The organism is Phycisphaeraceae bacterium (genome assembly GCA_019636675.1).
Lineage (GTDB): Bacteria > Planctomycetota > Phycisphaerae > Phycisphaerales > UBA1924 > JAHBXC01.
The window spans coordinates 617,720-643,276 of record JAHBXC010000001.1; the positions used below are offsets into that span (position 1 = coordinate 617,720).

General features: G+C 66.7%; 19 protein-coding genes. 9 read left to right on the plus strand and 10 right to left on the minus strand.

All coding sequences use genetic code 11. The features are described 5' to 3' along the window. Positions 1-46 precede the first annotated feature (46 nt). The 5 genes from KF684_02635 (at position 47) to glsA (ending at position 5,885) form a co-directional block, all read left to right on the plus strand. On the plus strand, positions 47-631 hold the full coding sequence (locus KF684_02635; protein MBX3351806.1) for a hypothetical protein: 585 nt from the start codon (positions 47-49) through the stop codon (positions 629-631). A 143-nt stretch (positions 632-774) separates the two neighbouring features. Then, the gene (locus KF684_02640; GenBank protein ID MBX3351807.1) at positions 775-2,100 is read left to right on the plus strand and encodes a hypothetical protein; all 1,326 of its coding nucleotides are present in this window, start codon (positions 775-777) and stop codon (positions 2,098-2,100) included. Positions 2,101-2,176: 76 nt separating this feature from the next. Beyond that, on the plus strand, positions 2,177-3,841 hold the full coding sequence (locus KF684_02645; GenBank protein MBX3351808.1) for an MFS transporter: 1,665 nt from the start codon (positions 2,177-2,179) through the stop codon (positions 3,839-3,841). Between the two features lie 2 nt (positions 3,842-3,843). Next, the gene (locus KF684_02650; GenBank protein ID MBX3351809.1) at positions 3,844-4,830 is read left to right on the plus strand and encodes an asparaginase; all 987 of its coding nucleotides are present in this window, start codon (positions 3,844-3,846) and stop codon (positions 4,828-4,830) included. A 47-nt stretch (positions 4,831-4,877) separates the two neighbouring features. Continuing rightward, on the plus strand, positions 4,878-5,885 hold the full coding sequence (gene glsA, locus KF684_02655; protein ID MBX3351810.1) for a glutaminase A: 1,008 nt from the start codon (positions 4,878-4,880) through the stop codon (positions 5,883-5,885). A gap of 8 nt (positions 5,886-5,893) precedes the next feature. Here glsA and KF684_02660 read toward each other — a convergent pair whose 3' ends face one another. The 4 genes from KF684_02660 to KF684_02675 form a co-directional block, all read right to left on the minus strand. Further along, entirely contained in the window at positions 5,894-9,292 is a 3,399-nt protein-coding gene (locus KF684_02660) for a protein kinase (protein ID MBX3351811.1), read from the minus strand. Further along, complete coding sequence (locus KF684_02665) at positions 9,282-9,872, minus strand: sigma-70 family RNA polymerase sigma factor (protein ID MBX3351812.1); 591 nt, start codon at positions 9,870-9,872, stop codon at positions 9,282-9,284. The genes KF684_02660 and KF684_02665 overlap by 11 nt, the downstream gene beginning before the upstream one ends. A gap of 185 nt (positions 9,873-10,057) precedes the next feature. Continuing rightward, a complete protein-coding gene (locus tag KF684_02670; GenBank protein MBX3351813.1) occupies positions 10,058-11,218 on the minus strand; it encodes a right-handed parallel beta-helix repeat-containing protein in 1,161 nt (386 codons plus the stop codon). Next, positions 11,215-11,865 (minus strand): hypothetical protein, encoded by a 651-nt coding sequence (locus KF684_02675; GenBank protein MBX3351814.1) that lies wholly within the window; start codon positions 11,863-11,865, stop codon positions 11,215-11,217. The genes KF684_02670 and KF684_02675 overlap by 4 nt, the downstream gene beginning before the upstream one ends. A gap of 278 nt (positions 11,866-12,143) precedes the next feature. Between KF684_02675 and KF684_02680 the strand changes: the two genes are divergently transcribed. Both KF684_02680 and KF684_02685 read left to right on the plus strand, forming a co-directional pair. Beyond that, positions 12,144-13,055 (plus strand): SDR family oxidoreductase, encoded by a 912-nt coding sequence (locus KF684_02680; GenBank protein MBX3351815.1) that lies wholly within the window; start codon positions 12,144-12,146, stop codon positions 13,053-13,055. A 285-nt stretch (positions 13,056-13,340) separates the two neighbouring features. Next, the gene (locus KF684_02685; protein ID MBX3351816.1) at positions 13,341-14,936 is read left to right on the plus strand and encodes a hypothetical protein; all 1,596 of its coding nucleotides are present in this window, start codon (positions 13,341-13,343) and stop codon (positions 14,934-14,936) included. Positions 14,937-15,313: 377 nt separating this feature from the next. On the opposite strand, the gene KF684_02690 is transcribed toward KF684_02685, so the two are convergent. From KF684_02690 to KF684_02715, 6 genes are all read right to left on the minus strand, one after another. After that, positions 15,314-15,610, minus strand: coding sequence for a hypothetical protein (locus KF684_02690; protein ID MBX3351817.1), 297 nt, complete (start codon positions 15,608-15,610; stop codon positions 15,314-15,316). A gap of 782 nt (positions 15,611-16,392) precedes the next feature. Further along, on the minus strand, positions 16,393-17,463 hold the full coding sequence (locus KF684_02695; protein ID MBX3351818.1) for an NERD domain-containing protein: 1,071 nt from the start codon (positions 17,461-17,463) through the stop codon (positions 16,393-16,395). A gap of 109 nt (positions 17,464-17,572) precedes the next feature. Then, on the minus strand, positions 17,573-18,463 hold the full coding sequence (locus KF684_02700) for a glycosyltransferase (GenBank protein ID MBX3351819.1): 891 nt from the start codon (positions 18,461-18,463) through the stop codon (positions 17,573-17,575). After that, complete coding sequence (locus tag KF684_02705; GenBank protein ID MBX3351820.1) at positions 18,460-18,969, minus strand: hypothetical protein; 510 nt, start codon at positions 18,967-18,969, stop codon at positions 18,460-18,462. Before KF684_02705 ends, KF684_02700 begins: the two co-directional genes overlap by 4 nt. Beyond that, complete coding sequence (locus KF684_02710; protein MBX3351821.1) at positions 18,969-20,204, minus strand: nitric oxide synthase oxygenase; 1,236 nt, start codon at positions 20,202-20,204, stop codon at positions 18,969-18,971. The genes KF684_02705 and KF684_02710 overlap by 1 nt, the downstream gene beginning before the upstream one ends. A 47-nt stretch (positions 20,205-20,251) precedes the next feature. Continuing rightward, positions 20,252-21,838, minus strand: a complete 1,587-nt coding sequence (locus KF684_02715) for a radical SAM protein (protein MBX3351822.1) — start codon at positions 21,836-21,838, stop codon at positions 20,252-20,254. 541 nt (positions 21,839-22,379) lie between these two features. Here KF684_02715 and KF684_02720 point away from each other — a divergent pair. Continuing rightward, positions 22,380-24,446, plus strand: a complete 2,067-nt coding sequence (locus tag KF684_02720) for a DUF3578 domain-containing protein (GenBank protein ID MBX3351823.1) — start codon at positions 22,380-22,382, stop codon at positions 24,444-24,446. After that, on the plus strand, positions 24,443-25,513 hold the full coding sequence (locus KF684_02725; GenBank protein ID MBX3351824.1) for a hypothetical protein: 1,071 nt from the start codon (positions 24,443-24,445) through the stop codon (positions 25,511-25,513). Before KF684_02720 ends, KF684_02725 begins: the two co-directional genes overlap by 4 nt. The last annotated feature ends 44 nt before the right edge of the window (positions 25,514-25,557 follow it).

Sequence of the window (25,557 nt, forward strand, 5' to 3'; positions counted from 1 at the left end):
GATCGGGAGGACAAGGACCGCTGGGGCTTTCGGCACCGAGCAATCTATGCAACGCGACCCGAGCATTGCCTCGGCACAGGGCACGGACAACGACTCCGAGGCGCGCATCGAACTGTGCGTCGGCGCCTTGGCCGATTTGTTCGATCATTTCGACCCGGCGCCCCTGCGCGAGCGATCGCTTTCGCCGGAGATCGCAGGGCGGATCGTCTCTCGCGCCGAGGTGCTCCCGAGCGACTGGCCGATCGAGGTGCGTTTGCATGTCCGTGAGCGCACGGACGGCGACGAGCAGGCGGTGCGCGACGCGTTCAGCCGTCACTTCGCTCGCGAGGCGGTCCGTCACGAACGCCTCATCGCGCGAACACGCTCCAGGGGGTGGCGGATGCTCTTCGGCGCGCTGGGCGTCGCGCTCGTGCTCGTGGTGGTCTCGCAGTTCATCGCCGAGGTCTCGGAGCTGCGCGTCGTCCGCACGCTCGCGAACGGCATGAGCATCGTGATCTGGGTCACGCTGTGGCGCCCGGTGGAATCACTGGTGTACGACTGGCGCCCTGACAAAGAATCGCTGCGCCTGTGCGACCGGCTCGCCAACGCCCGGGTGGAGTTATGCTCGGGGCAAGCCGAGGGTGCGCCGTGACGCGATTCGCGGACGCCGCGCCCATCCGCCGCAGGCGTGCGCCGCTGACGCGGCGCCTGACCGGCTTTCGCTCCCAACTCTCGCTTCTCATGGGTCGTGTCCCGAAGTGCCGCCGGGACGAGCCCTCAAAGAAGGACACTCGCGTGAACGGTTCTCCCCCACTGTCATTCGTCACTGCGGGCGCTGCGCTCGCGGTGATCGCGTCCGTGTCGTTCGCGCAGGCCGCCCCGGCGCCCGCGCCCCCGGCGCCCCCGGCGACCCCGGCGACCGAGCCGGCCGCGGCGCTCACGCCGGTCTCGTTCCAGACGGGCTTCTCGGCCGGTGAGTCGCCGACCTATCTGACCGAGGAACTCGACGAGATCTACACGCCCTCGCGCGGCGTGCTGGATGTCCCGTGGTTCGACCGACCGTTCGAGGGCGTCCTGGGATGGACCACCGACCTGGAAGCGCAGACCGGGCTGCGTCTGGGCTTCGCGTACACAACGATCTTTCAGCAGGCCACCGGAGGGCCGGGCAGCCGCGGCGCCGGGTCGGGCGACTTCGACATCATGGGCGCGTGGACGCTGCTGGGGCGCGGGACGAGGGACACAGGCCGCCTGATCATGTCGGCCGAGTACCGGCACAAGATCGGCAACCAGCCGGTTTCGAGTCTCGCGGGAGAGATCGGCTCCCTGCAGCAGACCGCGAGCGGCTTCAACGATCGCGGCTGGGTGATCCGCGACCTGCACTGGCTGCAGCGCCTCTTCGACGATCGCCTGCGCATCGGCGTGGGGCGCGCGGATTCGTCCGACTTCGTGGGCGGGCACCGGCTCGGGAACCTGAACGCGTCGTTCGTGAACCGCGCCTTCGCGTCGAACACGACCACCGCGTTCCCTGGGCACGGCACGACCGCGGGCTTTTCGGTGCGCCCGACGGAGGTCTTCTACACCACCCTGGGCGCGAGCAACGCCTACAACCAGACCAACCGCAACGACATGAGTCTGCTCGACGAGCTCGAGTTCTTCAGCTTCGGCGAGGTGGGCCTCACGCCGACCTTCGACGGGCTCGGGCCGGGCCGGTACCGGCTCATGCTCTGGCACATGGACTCGCGCGAGAAAGACTCCATCGCGGGCGACAAGGGCTACTCGGTGATCCTCGAGCAGGACTTCGGCGAGGTCGTGCAGGCCTTCTTCCGTTTCGGCGAAGCCGACAAGGGCGTGCTGACCGGGATCAAGCGCTCGACCGAAGTCGGGGTAGGGTTCCGCGGCCTGCTGGGCAGCCCGGACAACCTGGGAGGCGTCGCCTTCGCGTACTCCGAGCCCACGCTGAGCACGGCGCAGGACGAGAAGATCGTCGAGGTCTTCCACCGCTGGCAGCTCACCAACGTCACGCAGCTCTCCGTGAGCGTGCAAGGCATCTTCGATCCGAGCTTCGCGCCCGACACCGACGCGGTCGGCGTGTTCACCATGCGTCTGCGTATCGCCTTCTGACGAGCGTCGCCCGCGCCCCGTCCCTGACCGAATCACTCCAGACAGCGAGCCCCCTGCAATGGCGAGTGCACAAGCAGTGACCACGATTCCCGACCACGAAGCGAAGGAATCATGGATCCCCATGATCACGATCGCGCTCGGGCAGTCGATCATGTCGTTCAACGTGGCGTCCCTGCCGGTGGCGATGGGCGGGATGGTCCGGAGCTTCGGCGTGCCGCCCACCACGGTGGCGACCGGGATCGTGATGTATTCGCTGGCGGTGGCCGCGTTCGTGATGCTCGGCTCGAAGCTCGTACAGCGGTACGGCTCGACGGTGGTTTTCCGATCGGTCGTGGCGCTGTTCGGACTGGCGCAGGTGCTGATGACGCTGAGCCCCAACTCTCAGCTCATGCTGCTCGCCCAGCTCGGGTCGGGTCTGGCGGCGGCGGTGATCGTCCCGGCGCTGGTCGCGCTGGTCGCGAATCACTACCACGGGAAACAGCAGGCGACCGCGATCGGGGCGCTGGGGTCTGCTCGCGCCGGCGCGAGCATGCTCGCGTTCATGGTGGGCGGCGTGCTCGGCACCTTCATCGGATGGCGCCCGTCCTTCGGGATCCTCGTCGTCGTGTCGGCGATCGTGTTCGTGCTCAGCTTCCGCCTCAAGCCCGAGGAGAAACGCCCCGAGGTCGGCATCGATTTCGTCGGGGTGATCCTCGCGGCGACCTCGATCATTCTCATCAGCTTCGGCTTCAACAACCTGAACCGCTGGGGGTTGTTGACGGCGCGACCCAACGCCCCCTTTGACATCATGGGTCTCTCGCCGGCCCCCGTCATGATCGTCGTCGGCATCGTTCTGCTGCAGGTCTTCCTCGCGTGGACGCGCAAGGTTCAGGCGGCGGGCAAGACTCCGCTGCTGGACCTGCGCGTGATCACGTCCAGCCGCGAGAAGGCGGCGATCATGTGCATGTTCGCGGTCGTCGCGCTGGAGGCGATGCTGAACTTCTCGGTCCCGCTGTACATCCAGATCGTGCAGGGGAGCACCCCACTGCAGACGGCGATCGCCATGATGCCGTTCAACCTCACGATCTTCTTTACGGCGATGCTCGTGGTGAAGCTGTACCGCAAGAGGACGCCGCGACAGATCGGCCGGTACGGGTTCATCCTCTGCACGATCGCGCTCGTGTACCTGTCGTGGGTAGTCCGGAATGACCTGAGGGCGTTCCCGGTGATGATCGGGCTCATCGCGTTCGGCATCGGGCAGGGCGCGCTGGTGACGCTCGTGTTCAACGTGCTCGTGACCGCCGCGCCGAAGAAGCTCGCGAGCGATGTCGGCGCCCTGCGAGGCACGACGCAGAACCTCGCCGCGGGCGTCGGCACCGCGGTGGCCGGCGCGCTGCTCGTCGGCATGCTCAGCACGATGGTCATGGTGCGTCTGGCCGACAACCCGGTGCTGACGCCCGAGATCCAGGAGCAGCTGAACCTCGACAGCATCAACTTCGTCACCGACGACGCGCTCGTGGTCATCATGGAACGGACCGGCGCCTCGCCGGAACAGGTCGCGGAAGCGGTCCGAGTCAATCAGGAGGCGCGTTCGGGCGCATTGCGCATCGGGCTGCTGTTGATGGCAGGGATCGCGTTTCTGGCCATCATGCCGGCCGGGCGCCTGCCCGATTACAAGCCCGGCGAGATCCCTGCGCATCCCAAGCCCGACGGCCCCGAGGAGCTCAAGGCGGCCGCGGCGCAGGCGGAGGAAGGAGAGTAACCATGGCGCTCCCTCGTCTTCTCATCCTCTCCCTCGGCGGGACGATCACCATGGTGCCCAGCGCGAAGGGCGGCATCGCCCCGAGTCTGGGCGCAGAGGAACTCGTCGCGTCGGTCCCTGCGCTCGCGAAGGTCGCCGACATCGAGGCGCACTCGCCGTATCGCCTGCCGAGCCCCTCGATCAGTCTCGAGAACCTGGTGCATGTCGCCGGGCTGATCGAGGAGGGGTTCCGGCGCGGGTTCGACGGCGCGCTGGTTATCCAGGGCACCGACACGATCGAGGAATCCGCGTTCCTGCTCGACCTGCTCGTGGGGGGCGACAAGCCGGTGGTGATGACCGGCGCGATGCGCGGCGCCGAGGCGCCGGGCGCCGACGGGCCGGCGAACCTGCTGTCGGCGGCGAGTCTCGCGGTCTCGGACGAGGCGCGCGGGCTGGGGACGCTCGTGGTGCTCAACTACGACATCCACGCGGCGCGCTTCGTGCAGAAGTCGCACACGACGCTGCCCTCGGCGTTCCAGTCGCCGCTGGTCGGGCCGCTGGGCGTCGTGGCGGAGGGTCGACCTCGCCTGTACGCGCGCGTGCAGCGGATGCCGGTGTGGCCGATCGCCGACGGGGCGCCACCCCCGCTGCCGCTGCTGAAGATCGCGATGGGCTACGAGGGTCGGCTCCTGCGCGCGCTGCCCGAGCTGGGGTACAAGGGACTGGTCGTCGAGGGCATGGGCGCCGGGCATGTGCCGGCGGATGTCGCGCCGATCCTCGGCGAGGTCGCCGCGAAAATCCCCGTCGCGCTCGCGTCGCGCTCCATGACCGGTCCGGTGTTCGAGAGCACCTACGGGTACCCGGGCGGAGAGATCGACCTGATCGAGCGCGGCGTCGTGCCGACGGGGTTCCTGTCGGGCCTGAAGGCGCGCCTGCTACTCGGGCTGTGCCTGCGCACGCGCTCGAGCACCGACGCGGTGCGCGCCGCCTTCGCCCCCTACCAGCGTTGACCGTTCCCGCCGCCCTTCACACCTGACGAACCAGGACGGAGATCGTGATGTTCATCTCGAAGGTCCCCATCGACGACGCGGTTGCCAACGCGGCGGTGTCGACGGGTCATCTCCCCGGCGCCGACGCGGTTCGACGCCTCGTGGGCGAGGCGTACGAACTGTTCAAGGGTGTAGACGAAGGAACAGTGGCGGATTACATCCCGGCGCTGGCCAGGACGAAGCGCGACCTGTTCGGCGTCTGCGTCGTAGGCGTGAACGGCGCGGTGCACGGGGCGGGCGACATCGACCACCTGTTCTCGATCCAGAGCGTGTCGAAGCCCTTCGTGTTCGCGCTGGTGTGCGACGCGATCGGCGCGGACGAGGCGCACCGGAAGCTGGGCGTCAACGGGACGGGCCTGCCGTTCAACTCGGTGATGGCTGTGGAGCTGAACGACGATCGCACGATGAACCCGATGGTGAACGCCGGGGCGATCGCCGCCACGAGTCTCGCCCCCGGCTCGACCGCGGCGGAGAAATGGGAGTTCGTGCGCGCCGGGCTCTCGCGGTTCGCGGGGAGGCGGCTCGAGCTGGACGAGGACGTGTACGAGTCTGAGGCGGCGACGAATCTTCGCAACCGGGGCATCGCGAAGCTGCTCGAGGGCTACGGGCGCATGTACTTCGACGCGATCGAGGCGACCGACGTGTACACGAAGCAGTGCTCGCTCAATGTCTCGGCCAGGGATCTGGCGGTGATGGGCGCCACCCTCGCCGACGGAGGCGTCAACCCGATCACGAAGGAGCGCGTGATCGATGCGGCCCACTGCAAGCGCGTCCTGGCGGTGATGGCGACCGCCGGTTTGTACGAGCTATCGGGGGACTGGCTGTACGAGGTCGGCCTTCCCGGCAAGAGCGGCGTGAGCGGCGGGATCTTCACCGTCGCGCCGGGCAAGGGCGCTCTGGGGACCTTCGCCCCACTGCTCGACGAGGCGGGCAACAGCGTGAAGGGCCAGCGCGTCGCGAAGTTCCTCTCGGAGCGGCTCGGGCTGAACCTCTTCGCGTCGCGCCCGTTCGAGTAAGCCGGCGGTCATCGTTGGGCGGCGTCGAGCGCGAGGCGCCGGAGCACCGCGAGGCGAAGCCACCGGCGTTCGTCCTCTGAGCCCGCGCGCTGGTCGATGAACGCGTCGATCTCCTCTGGCGCGGCGCGAGGGGGCAGCGCCGAGTCCGCGGCCTTCGAGTTGGCGTCGTCCCACGCCGCGAGCGCGCGGGAGTGGGCTGCGTAGCGGTCTGCGTGGGGCGCGGCGTTGAATCGCATCAGCGCGCCGGCGTGGCCCGCTGTGACAAGGAACTTGTCGCGCGGCGAGAACGACATGTCACGGATCGCGAGACTGCTCCATGCGAACGAGAGCACGCGTTCGTGGGTGGAGAGGTCCCAGAGCATGATCTCCCCGTACCACGACCCTGCGGCGAGGCGTGCGCCGTCGGGGGTGATGTCGAGGGAGGTGATGAAGTGGCCTCGGCACGAGAGGGTATGGAGTGATTCGCCTGTCGCGACATCCCAGACTCGGACCGTCTGATCGCGCGACCCGGTGTAGAGCCGGGCGCCGTCGCGGGAGAAGACCGCGCCGAAGACATCGGAGCGATGGCCCGTCAGCGTGTGGAGCAGCGCGCCGGACCGGGCGTCCCACAGGGCGACCGTGCCGTCGCGGACGCACGTCGCGAGCGTGGCCCCGTCGGGGCTGACGACGAGCTTGATAATCCGATCGTCGTGCGCCCGGAAGGACCTGGAGGGAGTCATCGAAGGCAGGTCCCACGACGCGACGACGCCGGCGCTCCCGGCGGCGAAGAGGCGGTCTCCGGTCGGGCTGAAGGCGATGGTCCAGACCGGCCCGCCCGGGCCTTCGAGAGTGGCGAGCGGCTCGGCGTTGCGGGCGCTCCAGAGTCGCACCGTCGCATCCAAGGAGGACGAGGCGATGATCGTCCCGTCGGGTGAGAAGCTGATGTCGTAGACGGCGTCGGTGTGGCCGCGGAGCGCGGCGAGCGACCTGGTGGTGAGCGGCTCGAACACGTGGATGACGTTGTCGCGACCGCTGGAGGCGAGCATGTCGCCGCCTGGCGAGAAGGCGACCGCGAGGAGGTGGTCGCGGGCTCTGGGCAGATTCATCATCGCGCCGGGCGCGGTGAGTTCGGTGAGCGGCCAGAGTCGCAGCGTGCGGTCCCACGACGCGGAGACGACCTGATGCGCCAGCGCGTCGTAGGCGAGCGAGGCGACCGCTTCGTCGTGGCCGGTGAGCATGTAGCGTCTGCTCTGACTGGATGCCATCCGCCACTCGGCCATGGTCCGGTTCACGCGTCCGATGAAGATGGACGAACCGTCAGGCGTGAGCGCGAGGGAGCGCACGGTGCTGATGTCGTAGACGCCGGGGTCTTCCGCGCGGGTCTCGCCCGTGTCGGCGTCCCATACGCGGATGTGGCCCTCGCCGCCGCCTGCGGCGAGCGTGCGCCCGTCCGCCGCGATCGCGATCGCTTCGATGCGTGCGCCGAGGGAGAGCGTGAGTTCCGGCTCGAGCGATTCCGTGCGCAGCACGAGCAGGTCGCCGGCGCGACCGGCGACGAGGAGACGCGCCGGGTCGGGGAAGAACACGGCGTGCTCGACGCCGCCGGGCAGTCCGGGGACGACGCGCGACCGCTCGGGGGCGCCGACATGCCGGAGCGATGCGACGCCGTCGAGCGATGTTGCCGCCAGAAGGCCGTTGTTCGCGAGCGAGACACGGTGGACGCCAGCGGCGTGCGCGGCGATGACTCGCGCGGGGGGATCGGCCCCGGGGTTCCATTCCCGGACGCTCCCGTCTTCGCAGCCGATGTAGACGGCGCGGGCGTCGTCGGTGATGGCGACGGAGAGTGGGATCGAATCGAGCGCGAGCCGTGCGATCCGCTGGCCGCCGTCGGCGTCCCAGATCGCGGCTGTCCCGTCGCGCGAGACGGTCGCGATGCGGCGCGCGCTCGCGCCGAGCGCCATATCGAGGACCTGATCGTCGTGGGCTTCGACGACGATCTCGCCGGTGTCGGCGAAGGCGTTGACCAGATCCCACTCCCAGCCCCGGTGCGAGAGCGGGGCACGGTCGAGGTGCTGCCGGGCCTGGCTGAACTCGTTGGCGCGGTACGCGAGGAACGCGCTCGCGAGACTGGCGGCGTAGGTCTGCCGGAGCGCGGTGTCGCGTTCGGCGAGCGCGACGCGTTCGGCCTCTGCGCGTCGGAGTGATTCGCGCCAGCTCGAGTACCCGAAGGCGGCGATGAGCGCCGAGGAGATGAGCAGCGTCGCGGCGCTGAGCGCGATCGCGCCGGCGACGACCTTGTGCCGGCGCGCGAAGAGGGCGGCTCGCCGCCAGGGCGTGGGCAGCGACGCCTGGATGGTCTTGAACGCGAGGAACCGCCGGATGTCTGCGGCGAGGGCGTCGGCGCCCTGGTACCTTCGCTTCGGGTCTTTGTCCATCGCCATGAGCACGATCGCCTCGGCGTCGCCCCGGGCTTCGGGGTTGATGACGCCGGGGCGCGGCGGGTCATGCGCCTGAATGGCGGCGATCGCTTCGGGGATGGACTTGCCGCTGAGGTCGTAGGGCGGGCGCCCGGTGAGCAGCTCGTAGAGGACGACGCCCAGCGAGTAGACATCCGAGCGGGTGTCGACGCGGTCGGCGCCGGCGCACTGCTCGGGGCTCATGGAGTTGAGCGTGCCGAGGATCTGCCCCCGATCGGAGATCGTGGTGATGCGCTCGCTGTCGGAGAGCACGGATCGCGCGACGCCGAAGTCGATGATCTTGGGCGCACCGCGATGATCGACGAGGATGTTGCTGGGCTTGAGGTCTCGGTGGATAACGCCGACCTGGTGGCCGTGCTGGACGGCGTCGCAGACCTCGGCGAACATCCGCATCCGGTCGCGCAGGGGGATGGCGTCCGCCCGGGCGGCTTCGGTGATCGGGCGCGCGTTGTCGATGAACTCCATGGCGAAGTAGGGCGAGGACCGGCCGGTCGAGTCGGTGAAGACGCCGACCTCGTAGACCTGCGCGATGTTGGGGTGCCGGAGGCGCGCGAGGACCTCGGCTTCGAAGTGGAATCGATGGATGCTCGACGTGTGCGTGAGGGAGCGGTGCATCACCTTGAGCGCGACGCGCCGGCGCGGCTTCTGCTGCTCGGCCTCGTAGACGGTGGCCATCCCCCCCACGCCGAGCACGCCGAGGACGCGGTAGCCGGGGATCGCGTCGGGGGCGAGCGGCTCGGGGGCGGCGCGGTGCGAGGGCGGCGCGCCGAGCGCCGGGGTCTCGAGGAAGTGGGCGGTGTCCTCGAGGGCGCAGAGCAGTCTGTCGACGGCGGTGCGGAGGGCGTCGTTGCCTGCGCAGGCGTGGGTGACGAGCATGGGGCGCTCGTCGGGTTCTTCGTCGATCGCGGCGAGAAAGATCTCGTGCGCGCGGCGCTGGAGGTCATCGATCATCGCCGGGTTCCGTCTCGGAGTCGCGCAGCCGGCAGTAGAGCCACGCCTTCGCGGCCATCCAGTCGCGGTCCACGGTGCGTTTGCCGACGCCGAGCAGCTCGGCGATCTCCTCGATGGTGCAGCCGCCGAAGAAGCGGAGCTCCACGATGCGTGATTGTCGTTCGTCGAGCTGGGCGAGATCGCGCAGCGCCTCGTCGAGGGCGAGGAGGTCGAGGTCCTGTTCGGGGGCGGCGGGCTCGTGCGTGTCGATGGAGACGCGCCCGGCGACCCCGCCGCGTTTCAGTGCGCGCCGTTCGCGCGCGTGGTCGATCAGGATGCGCCGGATGATGGTGGACGCGATCGAGAAGAAGTGGAGCCGGTCGTTCCAGTCGGTGAGACGCTGGTTGATGAGCCGGAGATAGGCCTCGTGGACGAGCGCGGTCGGCTGGAGCGTGTGGTTGGCGCGCTCGCCCCGCAGGTGGCTGGCGGCGAGGCGGTGGAGGTCGTCGTAGACGGCGGCCATCAGGCGCTCGCGGTCGCGATCGTCCCCTTTGGAGACCGCGCGGAGGAGCTGGGTCACGTTGGGGTCTGGGGTGCTCATCGTGCGCCTGGGCTCCTGGGCAGGGCTGAGCCCAGATGCTACCAGATGCGTGGGCGATCCCGAAGGGGATCCGGCCCGGACCCGACGAGTTTCCGCGCGCCGGGCTGGCGCGCGACGACGCCCACCGGGGTGCGCCGGGCAGGGCGTCGCTGCGTGCTGGAGCGTGAGCTGCATTGGTGCGTGCTTCAGTAGGTGTAGTTGGCGTTGGGGTTGGTGGAGCCGGGCGAGACTCCGCCGGAGTTGCCGTTGATGGCGGCGGAGTTCGTGGCGTTGACCACGAAGCAGGCGTTGCCGGCGACCACGCTCCAGTTGCTGCTCGTGTTGCCCGACGCGGTGTTGCGGGCGATGAAATTGCCGGCTGATTCGACGAGGTACCCGACCGTGTTGCCCGTCGAGTTGTTGCCCTCGACGCGGCTGTCGATGTTGAAGACCCGGAAGCCGGCGGCCTGGTTGTTCATCGCGTTGTTCTCGATCACGAGGCAGCGGGTTGAGGCGTAAATCCCGGCGAAGGTGTTGCCTTCCGCGGTGCATCCTCGAACGGTCGACCCGTTGAAGAGGATGATGCCGTTCCCGCCGTTGTTGCGGCTCGCGGACCCGGAGATGTTGGATCCCTCGGGGCCACGGATGCCGTCGAGGCCGTTGCCTTCGGTCACGCAGTCCCTGACGACAAGGTGCGCGAAACCGGTGATCCCGTAGCTGTCGTTGCCGTTCGCGATGCAGTTTGTGGCGAGCGAGTCCTGGCCGAGGTCGAAGCCCGCGCCGCCGTTGTCGGAGGACACGGAAGATTCGACGATGGCGTACCTGACAGCGACGATCCCGTCGCCCACATTGTTCGCTGCGGTGCAGTCGCGGATCGTCGCGTAGCGGCCGACGCTGATGCCCCTGCCGCTGTTAGCGGTCGCGTGGATTCCCTCGATCAGCGAAGGGCGCATGAGGGCGCCGCCCTCGGTGAGATCGATGCCGTCTCCGCCCCACGAGGTGATGGTCCCGTTCCGGATCGTCACCCGGAAAAGCAGGAAGCCGGTGGCGATCCCGTCGAGCGAACCGGGGACGCCCTGGAGCCGGAAGCCGTTGAGGTCGAGCGTGACATCGCTGGCGCCGATCTCGATGCCGTGCATGCCGGGCTGGCCGGTGATGTTGCCGGTGAGGTAGTAGGACCCCGGCTGCGAGATGCGGTAGAGCGAGTTCGCGTCGCCCGGTGTGTTCTGGGCGTTGATGGCGATGCGCGGCTCGACTTCCGCGAGTGTTTTCATCGTGGGCGCGACCGGGCCCGCGGGCGGGTCGATCGGCCCGGCGAAGGCCGCGGCAGAGGCGAGCGTGAGGGAGATCAGGGCGGGTCGGATCACCGGGTCACCCCCTCGCGACGCCGGCGGGCGCCGAGCGCGGCGCAGGTCAGGATCGCGAGGGATGCGCCGCCCGGGGTGGGGACGAGACGACCGTTGACGCGGAAGGCCAGCGTTTCCTGATCGGGATTGAAGTTCCAGGGCCCGACGGGGTTGCCGGCGCGTCCGGCGCGTCCCAGGTCGCCGATGTTGTTGCGATGCCACACGATCTCGGTGTCGCCCCCGGCGTCGGCGGCGATCCAGTAGGTCGTGTTCGCCGAGAGCAGGAACGCCGCCCCGGCGGAGGCGGTGACGATGCCCGGGACATCGGGGCCGGGCAGGCCGCCGACGCCCATGGTGAGGAGGACGGCGCCGGGCAGGCCCCCGGCGTCGCTCATGAGGTAGATGTTGACGAAATCGAGGCCGTCGGTGAGTCGGAGGCCGAGCTGCGCGTTGGTGAAGTAGGTGTCGATGCCCCCGACGGTGAATCGCATGGCCTGGTCGACATTGCCGATGGACATCTCGTCGGGACCGAGGACGAGGTTGCCGCTGACCATGTTGAAGTCGTCGCCGGGGCCGAAGTTGCTGTGGATGACGACCTGGGCGTGGGCGGCTCCAGCGAGCAGGGCGATGGAAGCGGCGGCGAGGGTGATCGAGGACGGTGATGACATGGCGTTCTCTCACTGTGTGCGTGGTTCAACTGCGGGTCCGATCGTCGGATCGGCCGCTTCGCGGGACTGGGCCGGTGCGTTCTGCGAGAGAACGCCCGGCTTTGGTCCCCGTGCAGACGACCACGCGTGAGGCGTGCCGGCATCGCGCCATCGGTCAGCGGATTTCTGAGTCGGAAGCGTCGCACGCGTCACGATGAATGATTCGGATCTCACGCCGGGGTCACCGCCCGCTCATCCAGCCGTGGCAGCATTCACCCGGTCACTCTGGAGGATTCACGATGACTGATCACGGTTCGGAGACCGACACACCCACCAGCCAGCCCCTCACCGAGCCGAAGCCGCCGTTCGCGCGACAGCATCAGGACTCGCCCGGGCTGGAGTCGGAGCTGGATCCGCTGCCGCGATGGAAGGGCGATCGGTATCTGGCGGCGGGAAAGTTGAAGGGGCAGGCGGCGCTGATCACGGGGGGCGATTCGGGGATAGGGCGCGCCGTCGCGTATTTCTTCGCCCGTGAAGGCGCCGACGTGATGATCACCTGCCTTCCGGAGGAGCGAAGCGACGCGGAAGCTGTTCGGGATTCGGTCCACAGGCTCGGGCGCTGCTGCCACATCGCGGAAGGCGACCTGCGCGAAAACGCGTTCTGTGAGGAGGTTGTGTACAAGACACTCGACAGCTTTGGCCGGCTGGACATCCTCGTTCACAACGCGGCGTGGCAGAACCGCAAGCGGATCGAGGAGCTCAACGAGGATGAGCTCGACAGGACCCTGAAGGTGAATGTGTACGCGTACCTGCGTCTCGCGAGGACCGCGGCGCCCCACATGAAGCCCGGAGGTTCGATCATCGCGACGGGCTCTATCGTGGGACTCAACGGATCGGAACGGCTCGCGGACTACGGCGCGAGCAAGGGCGCCATCCATTCGATCACGCGTTGCCTCGCGCAGGAACTGGTCGAGAAACAGATCCGCGTGAATTGCGTGGCGCCGGGCCCGGTGTGGACGCCGCTGAATCCCTCCGACAGCGGGCTCGATGCGAGGGACATCGTGGAATTCGGGCGAAAGACGGGATCATCTCCGATGAAGCGCCCGGCACAGCCGGAAGAGATCGCGCCCGCCTTCGTGTTCCTCGCCTCCAATGCCGACTCGAGCTTTGTGAACGGCGTCGTGCTTCCGATCACCGGGGGCGAGAACTGATCCGGGGAGCGGGGTCCTGCGTGTTCGTGGATTCGATTCGTGCGTGAGGCGAGCACGGGGGTGGTGGTCCCCACACGTCACGAACGGGTGGGCGCTGGTGGTCGTGCGTCCCGCAGTGTCGGAATTGGAGCGGCTCTTTTTCGGCTGTTTTTGCTGAATCACTCTTGCGGAGCCCGCGTCTTCCCCAGTACTCTGGACGGGCCTGACGCGGCCGGTGTTGTTGGCACTCCGGCACGCGATTCGGCCTGCGCATTCACCACGAATTGGAAAGGGAGACATCACGCGATGAATCACTCGCATCGACCCATCGCCCGTGCCGGCCTTGCCGGCGTTCTCGCGGCCTGCGCCGGGGCGTCCGTGTTGGCTGGGAACGCCGTCGAGGTGATCTACACCAAGATCGCCACGCACCCCAGCTCGATCGTGCCGATCGCGCTCGACCTCAACGGGGACCCGGTGGAGACGAACTGGCGCGCCCTCGAGGACATCATCCTCTCGCCCGATGGGTCGAGGTGGATCCTGAAGGGGCGCACGAACCAGGGCAGCAGCATCGAGAACATCATGCTGCTGGGCGCTGGCGATGGTTCGCAGGTCGCGCACTTCGCGCAGGGGCGCCAGCCGATCCCCGACGGCGCCGCGGGCGAGGTCTACGACTTCTTCGGGTCCGGTCTCGGGCGATTCAACGACCAGAACCAGTTCGCGTACTCGGCGCGCGCGACCGGCGGGCTGGCCTCCGTGTTCCAGAAGGTCATCGTCTACACGGGCGGGATGACGCCCTCACCCTCCGACTACCAGCTCGTGACGCAGATGGGCGACCTGTACACGGGGCTCGTCGATTCGGGCGCCAACCCGTCGGGCGATGAGACGGTGGGCAACTCGGTGGGCTCGATCCACATCCTCAACGACGGCACGGTGGGCTCGCAGGACTCGAGCATCCAGAACATCAACTCGCTGCGCCGCCCGGCGATCTTCTACGACAACGACGCCCTGCTCCAGCGCGGGTGGAGCACCGTCGTCGGCCTCGACGGCTCGAGCGTCTTCACGGTGAAGAACCTCAGCGCGAACGGGTTTTACACCTCTCCCAACGGCGAGTCGTGGATCGCGCAGGGGCAGATCGAGACCGGCGGGACGACGAACGACGACGTGCTCCTGCTCAACGGGCAGGTCGTGCTGCAGGAGGGCTCGGCGATCGGGACCTCCGGTGTGGTTGTCGGGACGATCGTGACCTCCGGCATCACGAGCAGCGGCGAGTGGTACGCGCGCGGTGCGATCCTGGGCGGCGGCGTGTGGGCCGCGATCAACGGCGTGGTCGTCGCGCGCACCGGCGAGACCATCGCGACCGGCGAGGGCGAGAACTGGGGCGCGTCGTTCCTGTCGTTCAGCGTGAACAACAATGGCGACTGGCTGCTCGTCGGCACGACGGACAGCGCCGACCCGGCCACGGACACCGTGATGGTCCTCAACGGCGAGCGCGTGCTCGTGCGCGAGGGCGACGCGGTCGACCTGCCCGGGTTCGACGGTCCTGTGCTGATCGGTCGCGGCAACCTGACCGCGGGCGCGTTCGAGCCCAACGACTCGATCCTCACCGACGACCTCGTGGTCTACTTCCTCGCGAGCATTCACGACGGGATGGGCAACGACTACAACTCGACGCCCGCGTTCGGGGCGCCGCAGGCGTTCATGCGCCTCGACGCCGGCGCGAGCGACCCGTGCCCGGGCGACTCGAACGGCGACGGCGTCGTGAACTTCGCCGACCTGAACGCCGTGCTGAGCGATTTCGGCCAGTCGGGCATGGGCCTGCCGGGCGACGTGAACGGCGACGGTGTCGTGAACTTCCAGGACCTGAACCTCGTCCTGAGCAACTTCGGCGCGACGTGCAAGTGATTCGCACCGCTTCGTGACGCCGAGCGGGCGTCGCGACAAACAGCAAGAGACCGACCGCACTCGCGACCCGCCCCCCACCGCTCTCCTCCACCCCCCCGGCGAGGAGAGCACGGGAGGCGGGTCGCTTTTTCGATCAGGCGTCTGAACCAGAACGTGAATGCCGCGGCAACTCACGCCGACAGCGGGCGAAGGGATTCGAACCCTCAGCATTCAGCTTGGAAGCGCGTTCGAGGCCGGTGGCCAGGACTCAGAACCCACGATACCGGCGGGGTTTACGGATTGCAAGCGATGCGGCGGCTGGCGCGGTTTTGGGGCGATTTCGGGGAGGAGCGCGGTGTACACCGCGCTGGCGTCAGCGGTTGGGCTGAGGGCGGCGCTTAGAACGGGCCGTCGGGAGGTGGGCCTTCGATCTTCTCGAGGTCGTCGACATGCACATAGCCCGCCACGCCGTCGCGCCCGCCGTCCTCCCAGCCTTGCGCCACGAGCCGCTCGCGGCGGGCACGAACATCGTCGGCGGTTTCGTCGGGAGACGCCCGCAGGTCGCCGATCAAGCAACCGAGGATGGGCTCTGCGGAGTCGGGCCGCCAGCCGCCCCACGGGTAGACCTTGCAGCCCTCGTAGCGCAGCTCGGGGTAGAAGGAAATATCTGAGTCCAACCGCACATCGCCGTACATAACTGACCCGATGGGCGGCAGAGGTTTGAAGTGTGCGGGGTGAGCCATTCCTGGACCACTTCGCAACCACACAAAACCTCGCTCACGATCGACACCGGTGCTCACGAACCAGTTGTTGCGCCATCGACACAGGATCACGGGAGAGGCTCCCAGAAGGTGCCAGCAGATGGGTTCGCTGGATCTACAAGCATGAGCCGCCAATCGCTCGCTTCAACGCCGTTGATGGACAGAGGGTAGGGCATCCCATGGGGAGGCGACATTTCATGATGGTCAGCGGCGATCCCTGAGCGTCGACCCCCGTCGCCATCGTGCGGACGCCGCCACCCTGGATTCTCAGTTCGGACACGACACGGGCGTCACGGGATGCGATCCAGGTCATTCAAGCGACTGCGCAAGGCCAGACTCATGGCCAAAGGCGCATGGCGCACGCACCGCGATCTACCGTCATTCTCACGCGAGAGGCTTTACCCGTTAACATCATGGTGCCACCCACCTGAACTCGGCGCACCGCCTTGGCAACTGGGACACTTTCGAAGGTGGATGTCGCTGCCGTTGGCCGCGTATTCCGAAGCGCACAGATCGCATCGCATGTGGTAGAGCATTTGATTGTGGTCGGTGCCGGGGATACCAAGCGGACAGAGGTTCGTCTGCGAGTTACAGTTCTTGAATCCGGGGACGGTGGTCTTGTATTTAGCCATGAGGTGCATCTTCGGGGACAGGGGCGTGGAGGACACGACAGTCGCTGCTCTTCTTTGTAACAAGGGATGCGTACCGGGCCGGTATCACCGTAAAGGTTGAGTCCATATCTTCTCGTCGATGCCACAGGCAGAACACTTGCGGAAATACGCGTCGCGCTCTTTCGCAATGTTGACGGGCGCGGCTCTGCTATGGGCGGCGCCGCAGACCGAACATATGCGGGGCATGCCGGTGTTGACGCCGCACGCGCGGCACTTCCAGTAGTAGCCGTACCTGCCGGACATGGCGTCGAGGTCGGGGCTGGCGCAGGCCTTGCAGCTGGGGGGCCCGAGGGGCGGGAGCGACTGCGGCGCAGGGGTCGGCGTGCTGAGGGGCGCAGACGGCGTGGCGGGCACGACCCGTGGCTCAACCGGGGCTGTGTGCCGCGCGACGAGGAAGTCGGCGGTCCGCTGGAGGTCTTCGCCCGACATCCCCCAGACGCCGTACTGATCGACGGGTGTTTTCAGAGGGTTTGAGGCCGATTTATGACGCCTGAACTCCGCTCGGATGTTCTCGCAGACATTGTCGGCTTTCACCACAAAGTCGCAGAATGGTTCGGTCGCTTCACACCAACGGTTCACACGCCGGATCTTGCCGCTTGCGGAGATGGCGACGATGACCTGGATGGGCATGTTCTTGTAGCCGCCGTGCTCGCTTCCGCGGAGCACCTTCGACACCTGACGCAGCCCAACGGGAGCGCGGCTGCGAAGTGATTCGCGGTGGCGGTCGAGCAGCGTTCGGAGGAACTCCCCCTGCCGGCGCGCCTGCTGGATGGGCGACTCGAAGCCCTGCTCGCGGCCGCGGAAGCGGCGGGTCCACTCGTCGCCGCCGTGGCCGTCGTCGCGGATGGAGACCTCGTCGGTGACGGACTTGCTCTCGACGATGAAGACGCCCCAGCGGTGCATGACGAGGTGATCGACCTGGCAGACGCCTGGGGCGCCGTCGAACTCGGGCTGGTCGGGGTCGACGATGCGGAGGTTGTTGAGGACGAAGAGGTGCGGGTCCTTGGCGAAGTCGCGTTGGAGGTAGAACGCCATCTGGCTCTCGGCGGCGTGACCGGCCACCCGGCGCAGATCACCGGCGGGTGGCGGGGTGAGGTCGAAGGGTTTGAGGATCATGGGATGTGGGTCCTCCCCAGAGGAGACGGGCCGCGACCCACCCGGTGCGGGGCGCGGAGGAGGGGGGATCGTACTCGCTTTCAGGCCCAGCGAATTTCGCGTTGGGGGCTCATGCCCCCTGGCGGGAGGTCTGATCTTGAAACCAAGGCTGCGCGCGATTTCCAGTCAGGCGTACCTTCGCGGTCGCAGCGGCTCGGGCTGCCAGATAGATCGTCACCGGCACAACTCGGCCGCGGGCGGCCATCTTGAGCAGGCACCTGGCTTGGCCCTTTGTACGCGGCACGCTGATCCCTTTGGCGCGGAGCTGCTGATTGCCCCGAAGCCAACGCTCCCGAACGCACACGAACGACCAGAATGTTCGGGCCGGCCGTGTGCTCAGAGTTATCTCAGGAACGATTTTGCGTCGCGATGTCGGGATTCGAGATTGAATGAAGGCGTCGTCGGCGAGAAGGTCAGGAAAATCGCCCCACCTCTCTCGCCCGCGTCGGCTCACGCCGAGGACGCCGTGATGTCCCTCCAGTAGGACATGGGGCAGAGCGTGCCAGACGCGATGGATGCCTCTGGCCGCGAAGGACATTCCCGACTCGTCGTACAGCATCTTCGGCGACACCAGCTCGAACCGCTCGTGACGGAGCGGTTCCGCAAGCGCCGCGAGCGATGCGCCGCTGATGAGCACATCGGCGTCAACATAGAAGCGTGGGATCCGCTGCGCGAAGGCCTCGGCGGCGCGGATCGCCGCGGCTTTGCCAGGCCGCTCAAGAGCGAGAACCCGCACGCGCGGGTCATCGATCGATCTGAGGATCTGCTCGCTCCCGTCGGTGCACCCGTTGCACACGAAGATCAACTCTACATTCGTGGATGGCAATCCGTCACGGACATGCTCGAGAAATGAGGGAAGCGACGCGGCCTCATTGAAGACGGGCACGATCACGGAGAATCCGGGGTCGTCTATGTGGCCAGCCCCTTCTGTCGCAACGCGGCCCGATTCGCGAAGCATCATGCGTGCTCGTCATGTCCGGGAAGCCGGGGATGAGGCAGGATGAGCGCTGTCCCGATCATGCCGGCAATCGCGCCCCCGACCACAGGCCAGTTCACCGGACCGCTGTCGAGCACAACGCCCACGAGCGTGATCACGAGCAACTGCGACCCGAGGAACACCCCTTTCGTCGAGATCGTCCAGCGCGAACCCAGGGGCCGGGGGAACGGATTCGCTTTAAGCCATGTCTCCCATCCGGCGTGTCCGCGTTTATCCTCTTGCAGGCGGATAAACGCCGCGATCTGGACGGTTCTTGCCCCGCTGTGCGCCCAGTAGAGCGCCCCCATGCCCGAGGCGATGACATAGGCGAGCGCGATCCATGCGGCGAACGCGGGACGATCGATCCCGAGGACGAATGAGAGCATGAGAAGCGGCATCAGGATGATGAGCACGAGGTTCTGCAGCGTCATCCTGAGGATCAGCTCCTTCTTCAGAAAGCTGACATCTTCATCGACATGTTGCGTCGTCATCAGTCTCCTCTCCAATCTCGGCTTCGGCGCCATTCGCGGTAGTCCTGGCGGTAGCGTTCAAGTCGCAGCCGCGCTGTCGATCTGGGGGGTTCGTCGTCACGCCTGGGTCTGAGCGCCTCGCCGTCACTCGCACGCGAGACATAGAAATTGGGGACGGCGCGAAAGTCTTGCATCGGAAGGTGGAAGACAGGACACGCCGAGGGCGCCTGAGGCGGCACGATCCACGACCAGTCCGCGGATGGCTGTCTTCCCGCGGCCTGCTCTCTCGCGACGAACGCCATGAACTGATCGCTCGCGGCGTGATGATCGACAATCGTGACCCCGTCGCGCGCGAACGAATGCAGGACTGCCCGGTTGATCTCGAGGAGGGCGGCATCCTTCCACAGCCTGTCGTGGGCAGCATTCATCGACATGCCCAGGCATCGAGCCACCTCTGGGAGCAGGTTGTATCGCCGCTCATCGCCGAAATTGCGGGACGCGATCTCCGTGCTCATGTAGAAACCATTGAATGGAGCGCATGGGTAATCGATCCCGCCGATGGAGAGAATCATGCCACTCACGCAGGGCACAGCGTACCACCGCAGACCCAGCCCAGCGAGCTCCGGCCTCTCTGGATGTGCGATGGGAACCTCTCGGACCGCATCCGACGGGATGCCGAAGATCGACCGACGCTCGCGCCGATCACGGATGATGATCGGGAGGACATCGAAACGCCCGCGCTCACTCGGCGGAGTCCAGCCCAGGGACATCGCGATGCGTGTCGCTTCGACATTGAGAGGGTCGCCCAGCGTCGGAGTCGAGTCTGAGTACCCAGCGTACTGGACGACCTGACGGCTCTCGATGTACGCGGGCAGGCGATTACCGACGACGGGCGCAAAGATGGAGCAGATCGAACGGATCGAGCCCGCGTTCGTTGCCCGCCGGAGGTGCTCGATGGCCCCGGCAGCGATCGATTCGGGGTCCTGGCAATCGCGGCGGTCGAGAACCTCGAGGGAGTTCCAGAACAGCCGACCTATGCACCTCGCATGATTTCGCCACGCGACACGCGCTCCGTAGGCAAGCTCGTCGGGCGTGTGATCATAATGCCCGCTCCTCCGCAGCGACCTGCAAACTTCATGCTCGCGGGCGCGGCAGGCTGTTTCGGAGAGACCGTTCTCGCGGTGGAAGCGCCGAACGAACTCGGTGGCTTCCTCTATCCGCTCGCCGCGACTCAGCCTGCGCAGACGCCTGCCCAACGGACTCGACCTGGTCTTTCTGTCGAAGCTCGGTCTCATCCCGCCCCCTACATGAGCCCGTCGAACGCCCGCGCCGTTGGACGGACCTCTCGCCGATTGATGCTGTAGACCGCGGCGAGCACACGCCGCTTCGCCTGCCGGTACTCGGCGCCTCCCGTGTCGCGATTCGAGTACCGAGCGCCCCCAAAGCGATGGTCGACATTCAGCACGCGCAGCTGCGGGTATTTTGACGGCTGCTCTGTGAGGTCCTTGTAGATCGGGGTGTCCTGAAGCACGGAAAACTCGTTGAAACGCACGCGATCGATGAACTTGGCGTGCTGCTCCAGAAACTTGGCTGTGAGGAGGAGGTCTTCCGGCGTCTCGCCGGGGAAACCCTTGAACATGGTGCAGCGGACGCTCAGCCCGGCCTCGTACGCTGTTCGGATGAACTCTGCGTTCAAGTCGACCGAGCACCCTTTGTCCATGGCGTCGAGCATCCGCTGGCTCCCGGATTCGAGCCCGAAGCTGACCCGGCGCATCCCTGCGGCCACGGCGTCACGGAGGTCGCGGCGCGATAGCCCGTTGTCTTTGCGCTGATCCACATGCACAGTTCCGATCCACTCGGCTCCGGGCACTCGGCGCTGAACATTCTCGATGATCCCTCGGAACATCGCCGGGTTCGAGTTGAGCTTGAGGTCGAGAAACAGAAAGTTGGAGGTCTGGTGGCGCCTCGACTGCTCCTCCATCTCCGTAAGCACCGACTCGACGCTGCGGGTGCGGAAGGTGCGCCCGCTCACGCTGACGACATCGCTGCAAAAGACGCACCGGTTCCATTGGCAGCCGCGCCCCGTCATGAGCGGGATGATTCGAACCCGGTAGCGATCCCAGGGGAAATCGGTGAAGTCGGGAATGCAGGAGCGATCGAGTTCGCGGAGCGGCGGGGCAGGGCCTCGCGTCCGACCGTCAGGGAGCATCACGCCGTCGAACCGCAGGAGATCCTCGCCGGCGATCACTGCCTCGATGATCCGATGGAGCGTGAGGTCAACCTCGCCTCCCACGATGGCGACGAGGCCGGGGATCGAACGCCAGGCGTTCGCGGTGTCCTGCATGTTGAACACGGGACCGCCGAGAACGAGCGGCACACCTTTGGATTTAGCGATCTTGCCGAGTTCAACGACGGTCGGATAGTGCTGGAGATAGGCCGAAAGCAGCAGGACATCGGGTCGCCCTTCGAGCGCCTTCCTCGTCTCTTCGAGCACGCGGGGGTGCGGGCGGGACTTCCACCACAGGCGCGTGGATCTCGCGGCGTCACGCAGCTTGCAGAGGGAAGGGCGCGTCGAGAGATGCACCCGGCGCGCGATGTGGTCGTTGTAACGCTCACGCCGCTCGCGCTCAGCGGCTGGGACATCGTATGCGAGCGGGCTGATGACCTCCGCTTGGAAGCCAGCGCCTCGGAGGTTGGCAACCAAGATGCCCACCGCAAGCGTGGGGAACGTCGAGAAGTTATTGAGGTCGACGAGGAGTGCTCGTGCTTTCGCGCGGTTCAACGCAATCGGGCGCTCGCTCAGGTCGGGGAGCGTGCGTGCAGGTCTCAGTCGGTTTGGAACCGTCGACAGAGTCTGGTCATCGCCCCGGTTGTCCTCCTCTGATGTCATAGCCGCCTCCCGATGTAAGTATCACCGCCCCCCCACAGCGAGGATCCCATGATCCTACTGCAAGTATTTTGTGTTGCAAGGGTAATCTACGGTCAGAACCATGGTGATAAGCCCGTAGAAACCCCGGTTCGCAGTCGAGGACGCCGACTTGGACAGTCCGTGGCGCACTTATCGCACCTCGTCGAGCGGGTGCGGCTCCAAGAACTCTGCGGCCTTGGCATGGTGTCCAGCAGCCGGGAGTCTGGTTTCAGCATGCGCAGCCACGCCGGATTGACCTCAGATTCACTCGCGGCTCGGGGCGGACTTCGTGCTCGAGATCTTCGTCAACGGGCCCGACTCGAAGGGTTTGAGGATCATGGGATGTGGGTCCTCCCCAGAGGAGACGGGCCGCGACCCACCCGGTGCGGGGCGCGGAGCCGGGGGACGCCTTGAGGCGCCGCTCGGAGGGTGAGAGGGTACCGCAAGACCGGGCGTTCCGCGCGGGTGGGCGGACCACTCACCCCGCCTGCGGCCGCCGCGGGAGTTCTGTAGACTCGTTCCCATGAATTCCGGCACACCTCAGTCCACCGACTCCACCCTCTGGGCTTCGATCGCTTCTCTTCTCGAGATGTATCCGTCGCGCACTGGCCCGGCTGCGCGGAAGGAATCCGCTGAATGGGGTCTTGCCGAGCGAATCCGGGATTCACTCGATGAGTTCGCGCGAGAGCGAGTGCCCTCGGAGCACTGGAGCACCAACGCATCCGTGGGCATGGGTCGCTGGGCGCTTGTGCCTTGGGCGGCTGTATTCGACGATCGCGTGACCGAGGGCGCATCTCGTGGGGTGTATGTCGTCCTCAATCTGATCTGCGAGGGGACACCCGGCGTGCGTGTCGGGATCGGTCTCGCCTCCGACGAGCACAAGTGGAACAGCGCGCGGCTCCAAGAGACCGCGAAGGGCGTGCTTGAACGGTTCTCATCGGAATCGAGGGATGCACTCCGCCGAGCGGGGCTCGTCGAGCCTGGCGGATCTGATGCATCGGAATCACAGGGCGTCCGCTCGGGGCGAACGGGGCCGTGGAGCGACGGGATGGTGTTCCAGGCGTTTGTGCCCCTCGGAGAGATCGCGCAACGCCGCCAGGACCTCGACGCCATGCTTGAGACTTCGCTGCGCGAGTACAAACGGTGGGCGGACTCTCGCGTCGTCGCCGAGCCGCACGCGGCGTCTGGGCTAGAGAACAGGGAGTCCGCGCGGTGGTGGGTGATCAGCGCGGGGCGGAACGGGAAGTACTGGCCCGTCTTTCGCGAGCGCGGGATCGTTTCGATCGACTGGGGGATGGGGGACCTCGCGCAGTTCCCGGACAAGGAGGCGATCTACGACAAGCTCGTGAGTAAACGCAGTTCCAGCACGAAGCCGACGAACGCAGCGCTTGCGCTGTACCAGTTCTCGAGAGAGATCAGCGTCGGGGACATCATCATCGCCAAGCAAGGGACATCACGGTTCTTCGGGATCGGAGTGGTGACCTCTGACTACCGCTATGACCCGAACACAAAGAATCATCCGTATGTCCGCGATGTCGACTGGGTGCATCTCGGAAGCTGGTCTTCAGGGGAGCTCCGTGTCCCTGTCAAGACGCTCACTGAGGTTACGCGGTACCGCAGGTTTCGCGCCTTCATCGAATCCGTTCTGGGCAAAGACTCACACGAAGGTCCGCTTGATGAGAATCTCACTGAGGATATCGAGATCGCGGAGCCCTTCGAGCTCGATGACGCCCTAAGCGATCTCTTCCTCGATCGCAACGAGATCCTTCAGATCCTGGCTCGTCTTCGCAGGAAGAAGAACCTCATCCTCACCGGCCCGCCCGGGGTTGGGAAGTCGTACGCGGCGCGGCGACTTGCGTGGCTGCTGATCGGCGAGCAGAGCGCCGAGCGCGTCCAGACCGTGCAGTTCCATCAGTCGTACTCGTACGAGGATTTCGTGCAGGGCATCAGGCCCAACGCCATCGCTCGCGGCAGGTCAGGGTTCCGCGTGCGCAATGGGCCGTTCTATGAGTTCTGCCGCCGAGCGGAGGCCGATCCGAGCAGGGCGTATGTGCTCCTGATCGACGAGATCAACCGCGGGAACCTGAGCCGCATCCTCGGGGAGCTGCTCATGCTGATCGAGCACGACAAACGCGGGCCGGACCACGCTATCCCCCTGACCTATTCCGAGGATCTCGCGGACACGTTCAGCGTTCCGGAGAACCTCCACATCATCGGCATGATGAACACTGCCGATCGCTCGCTCTCGATCGTCGACTACGCGCTCCGCCGGAGGTTCGCGTTCGTGCGGCTCCGTCCTCTGTTCGATTCGCCGCGGTTCGCCGATTCGCTCCGGCTCGCCGGCGCGAGCGACGGGCTGATTCGACGGATCATCGAACGCATGACCGAGTTGAACCGCGACATCGCCGCGGACACCGCGAACCTCGGCCCCGGCTACGAGATCGGTCACAGCTTCTTCTGCGCCGACCGCGACGCGGACGATGAGTGGTTCGGGGATGTCATCGAGAGCGAGATCAAGCCCCTTCTCGAGGAGTACTGGTGGGAGGACCCGCAGAAGGCCTCTGATCTCGTCGAGAGACTGCGTCGGTGACGATCCCGATCCGCAACATCTACTACCTGCTGCTTTACGCGTGGGATGCGCTCGATGCGTCGCACCTGGTCCGGGTCGGGCAGACCGAGTCTCCGAGAGTGCTCGACCTGCTCGCGTCGATCGTGGAGGCAGGCGCACGCCACGCCCTCAAGCACGGCCTCGACCGCGGCTATGTCGAGCACACGGAACGGCTCGCGGGCATCAGGGGTCGCCTGCTGCTCGGGGAGTCGGTGCGCACGATGGCTCTCGTCGGAGGCCACGCCGTCTGCGAGATCGACGAGTTGACGCACGACATCCTGCCTAACCGGATCCTGGTGACAACGCTGAACACCCTGCGACGCGTCGATGGTCTGGATCGGAAGGTCCGCGAGCGTATCGAGGAGACCTTGCGTCGGATGCCGCCGGTCACGAGCGTCGCGATCTCGCCGCGGGTGTTCAGGTCCGTGCGTCTTCACCGGAACAACCGCTTGTACGGGTTGCTGATGGACGCGTGCCGCCTCGTACATCGGTGCCTTCTTCCCACGGAGAGCGGAACCGGCTTCCGCTTCCGCGACTTCACTCGCAGCGATCGCGAGATGCACCGGCTCTTCGAGCGGTTCCTCTTCAACTTCTATCGTCGCGAGCAGTGCGCCCTCTCGGTCCACTCCCGCAAGATGGCGTGGTTCGGCGTCGAGTGTTCCGATCACGACCGGGCGTTTCTGCCACTGATGAGGACGGACCTCACGCTGGAGAGCCCGACGCGGCGCGTGATACTCGACGCGAAGTTCTACCGCGCCCCTCTGGTGCAGAGCCCGCACGGCAAGACGACTGTCCACCCAGGACATCTCCGACAGATCTACGCGTACCTTCGGAACAGCCACCTCTCCAAGCCGGACGGCGTCGTCCCGGAGGGGATCATGCTGTACGCGGGCGTGGGTGCGCCGGTCGATCTGCGGTATCGCATCCACGGGTACCAGGTGCGGTTCACGAGCATCGACTTGGGTGCGGAGTGGCAGGAGATACACAAGGGTCTGCTGGCGTGCCTTGACGAAACCGGTGAGAGGCCGCCTGCGCCGATAGCTCAGTGAAGGTCCCCGACTTTACCGTCATTCTGGCCCGATCGAGGATAACG

Coding starts and splice junctions, on each gene's coding strand:
- KF684_02650 (MBX3351809.1), top strand. CDS start 3,844: ATGGCGCTCCCTCGTCTTCTCATCCTCTCCCTCGGCGGGACGATCACC.
- KF684_02635 (MBX3351806.1), top strand. CDS start 47: ATGCAACGCGACCCGAGCATTGCCTCGGCACAGGGCACGGACAACGAC.
- KF684_02705 (MBX3351820.1), bottom strand. CDS start 18,969: ATGACGACGCAACATGTCGATGAAGATGTCAGCTTTCTGAAGAAGGAG.
- glsA (MBX3351810.1), top strand. CDS start 4,878: ATGTTCATCTCGAAGGTCCCCATCGACGACGCGGTTGCCAACGCGGCG.
- KF684_02690 (MBX3351817.1), bottom strand. CDS start 15,610: ATGTACGGCGATGTGCGGTTGGACTCAGATATTTCCTTCTACCCCGAG.
- KF684_02685 (MBX3351816.1), top strand. CDS start 13,341: ATGAATCACTCGCATCGACCCATCGCCCGTGCCGGCCTTGCCGGCGTT.
- KF684_02700 (MBX3351819.1), bottom strand. CDS start 18,463: ATGATGCTTCGCGAATCGGGCCGCGTTGCGACAGAAGGGGCTGGCCAC.
- KF684_02660 (MBX3351811.1), bottom strand. CDS start 9,292: ATGATCGATGACCTCCAGCGCCGCGCGCACGAGATCTTTCTCGCCGCG.
- KF684_02695 (MBX3351818.1), bottom strand. CDS start 17,463: ATGATCCTCAAACCCTTCGACCTCACCCCGCCACCCGCCGGTGATCTG.
- KF684_02675 (MBX3351814.1), bottom strand. CDS start 11,865: ATGTCATCACCGTCCTCGATCACCCTCGCCGCCGCTTCCATCGCCCTG.
- KF684_02680 (MBX3351815.1), top strand. CDS start 12,144: ATGACTGATCACGGTTCGGAGACCGACACACCCACCAGCCAGCCCCTC.
- KF684_02720 (MBX3351823.1), top strand. CDS start 22,380: ATGAATTCCGGCACACCTCAGTCCACCGACTCCACCCTCTGGGCTTCG.
- KF684_02665 (MBX3351812.1), bottom strand. CDS start 9,872: ATGAGCACCCCAGACCCCAACGTGACCCAGCTCCTCCGCGCGGTCTCC.
- KF684_02715 (MBX3351822.1), bottom strand. CDS start 21,838: ATGACATCAGAGGAGGACAACCGGGGCGATGACCAGACTCTGTCGACG.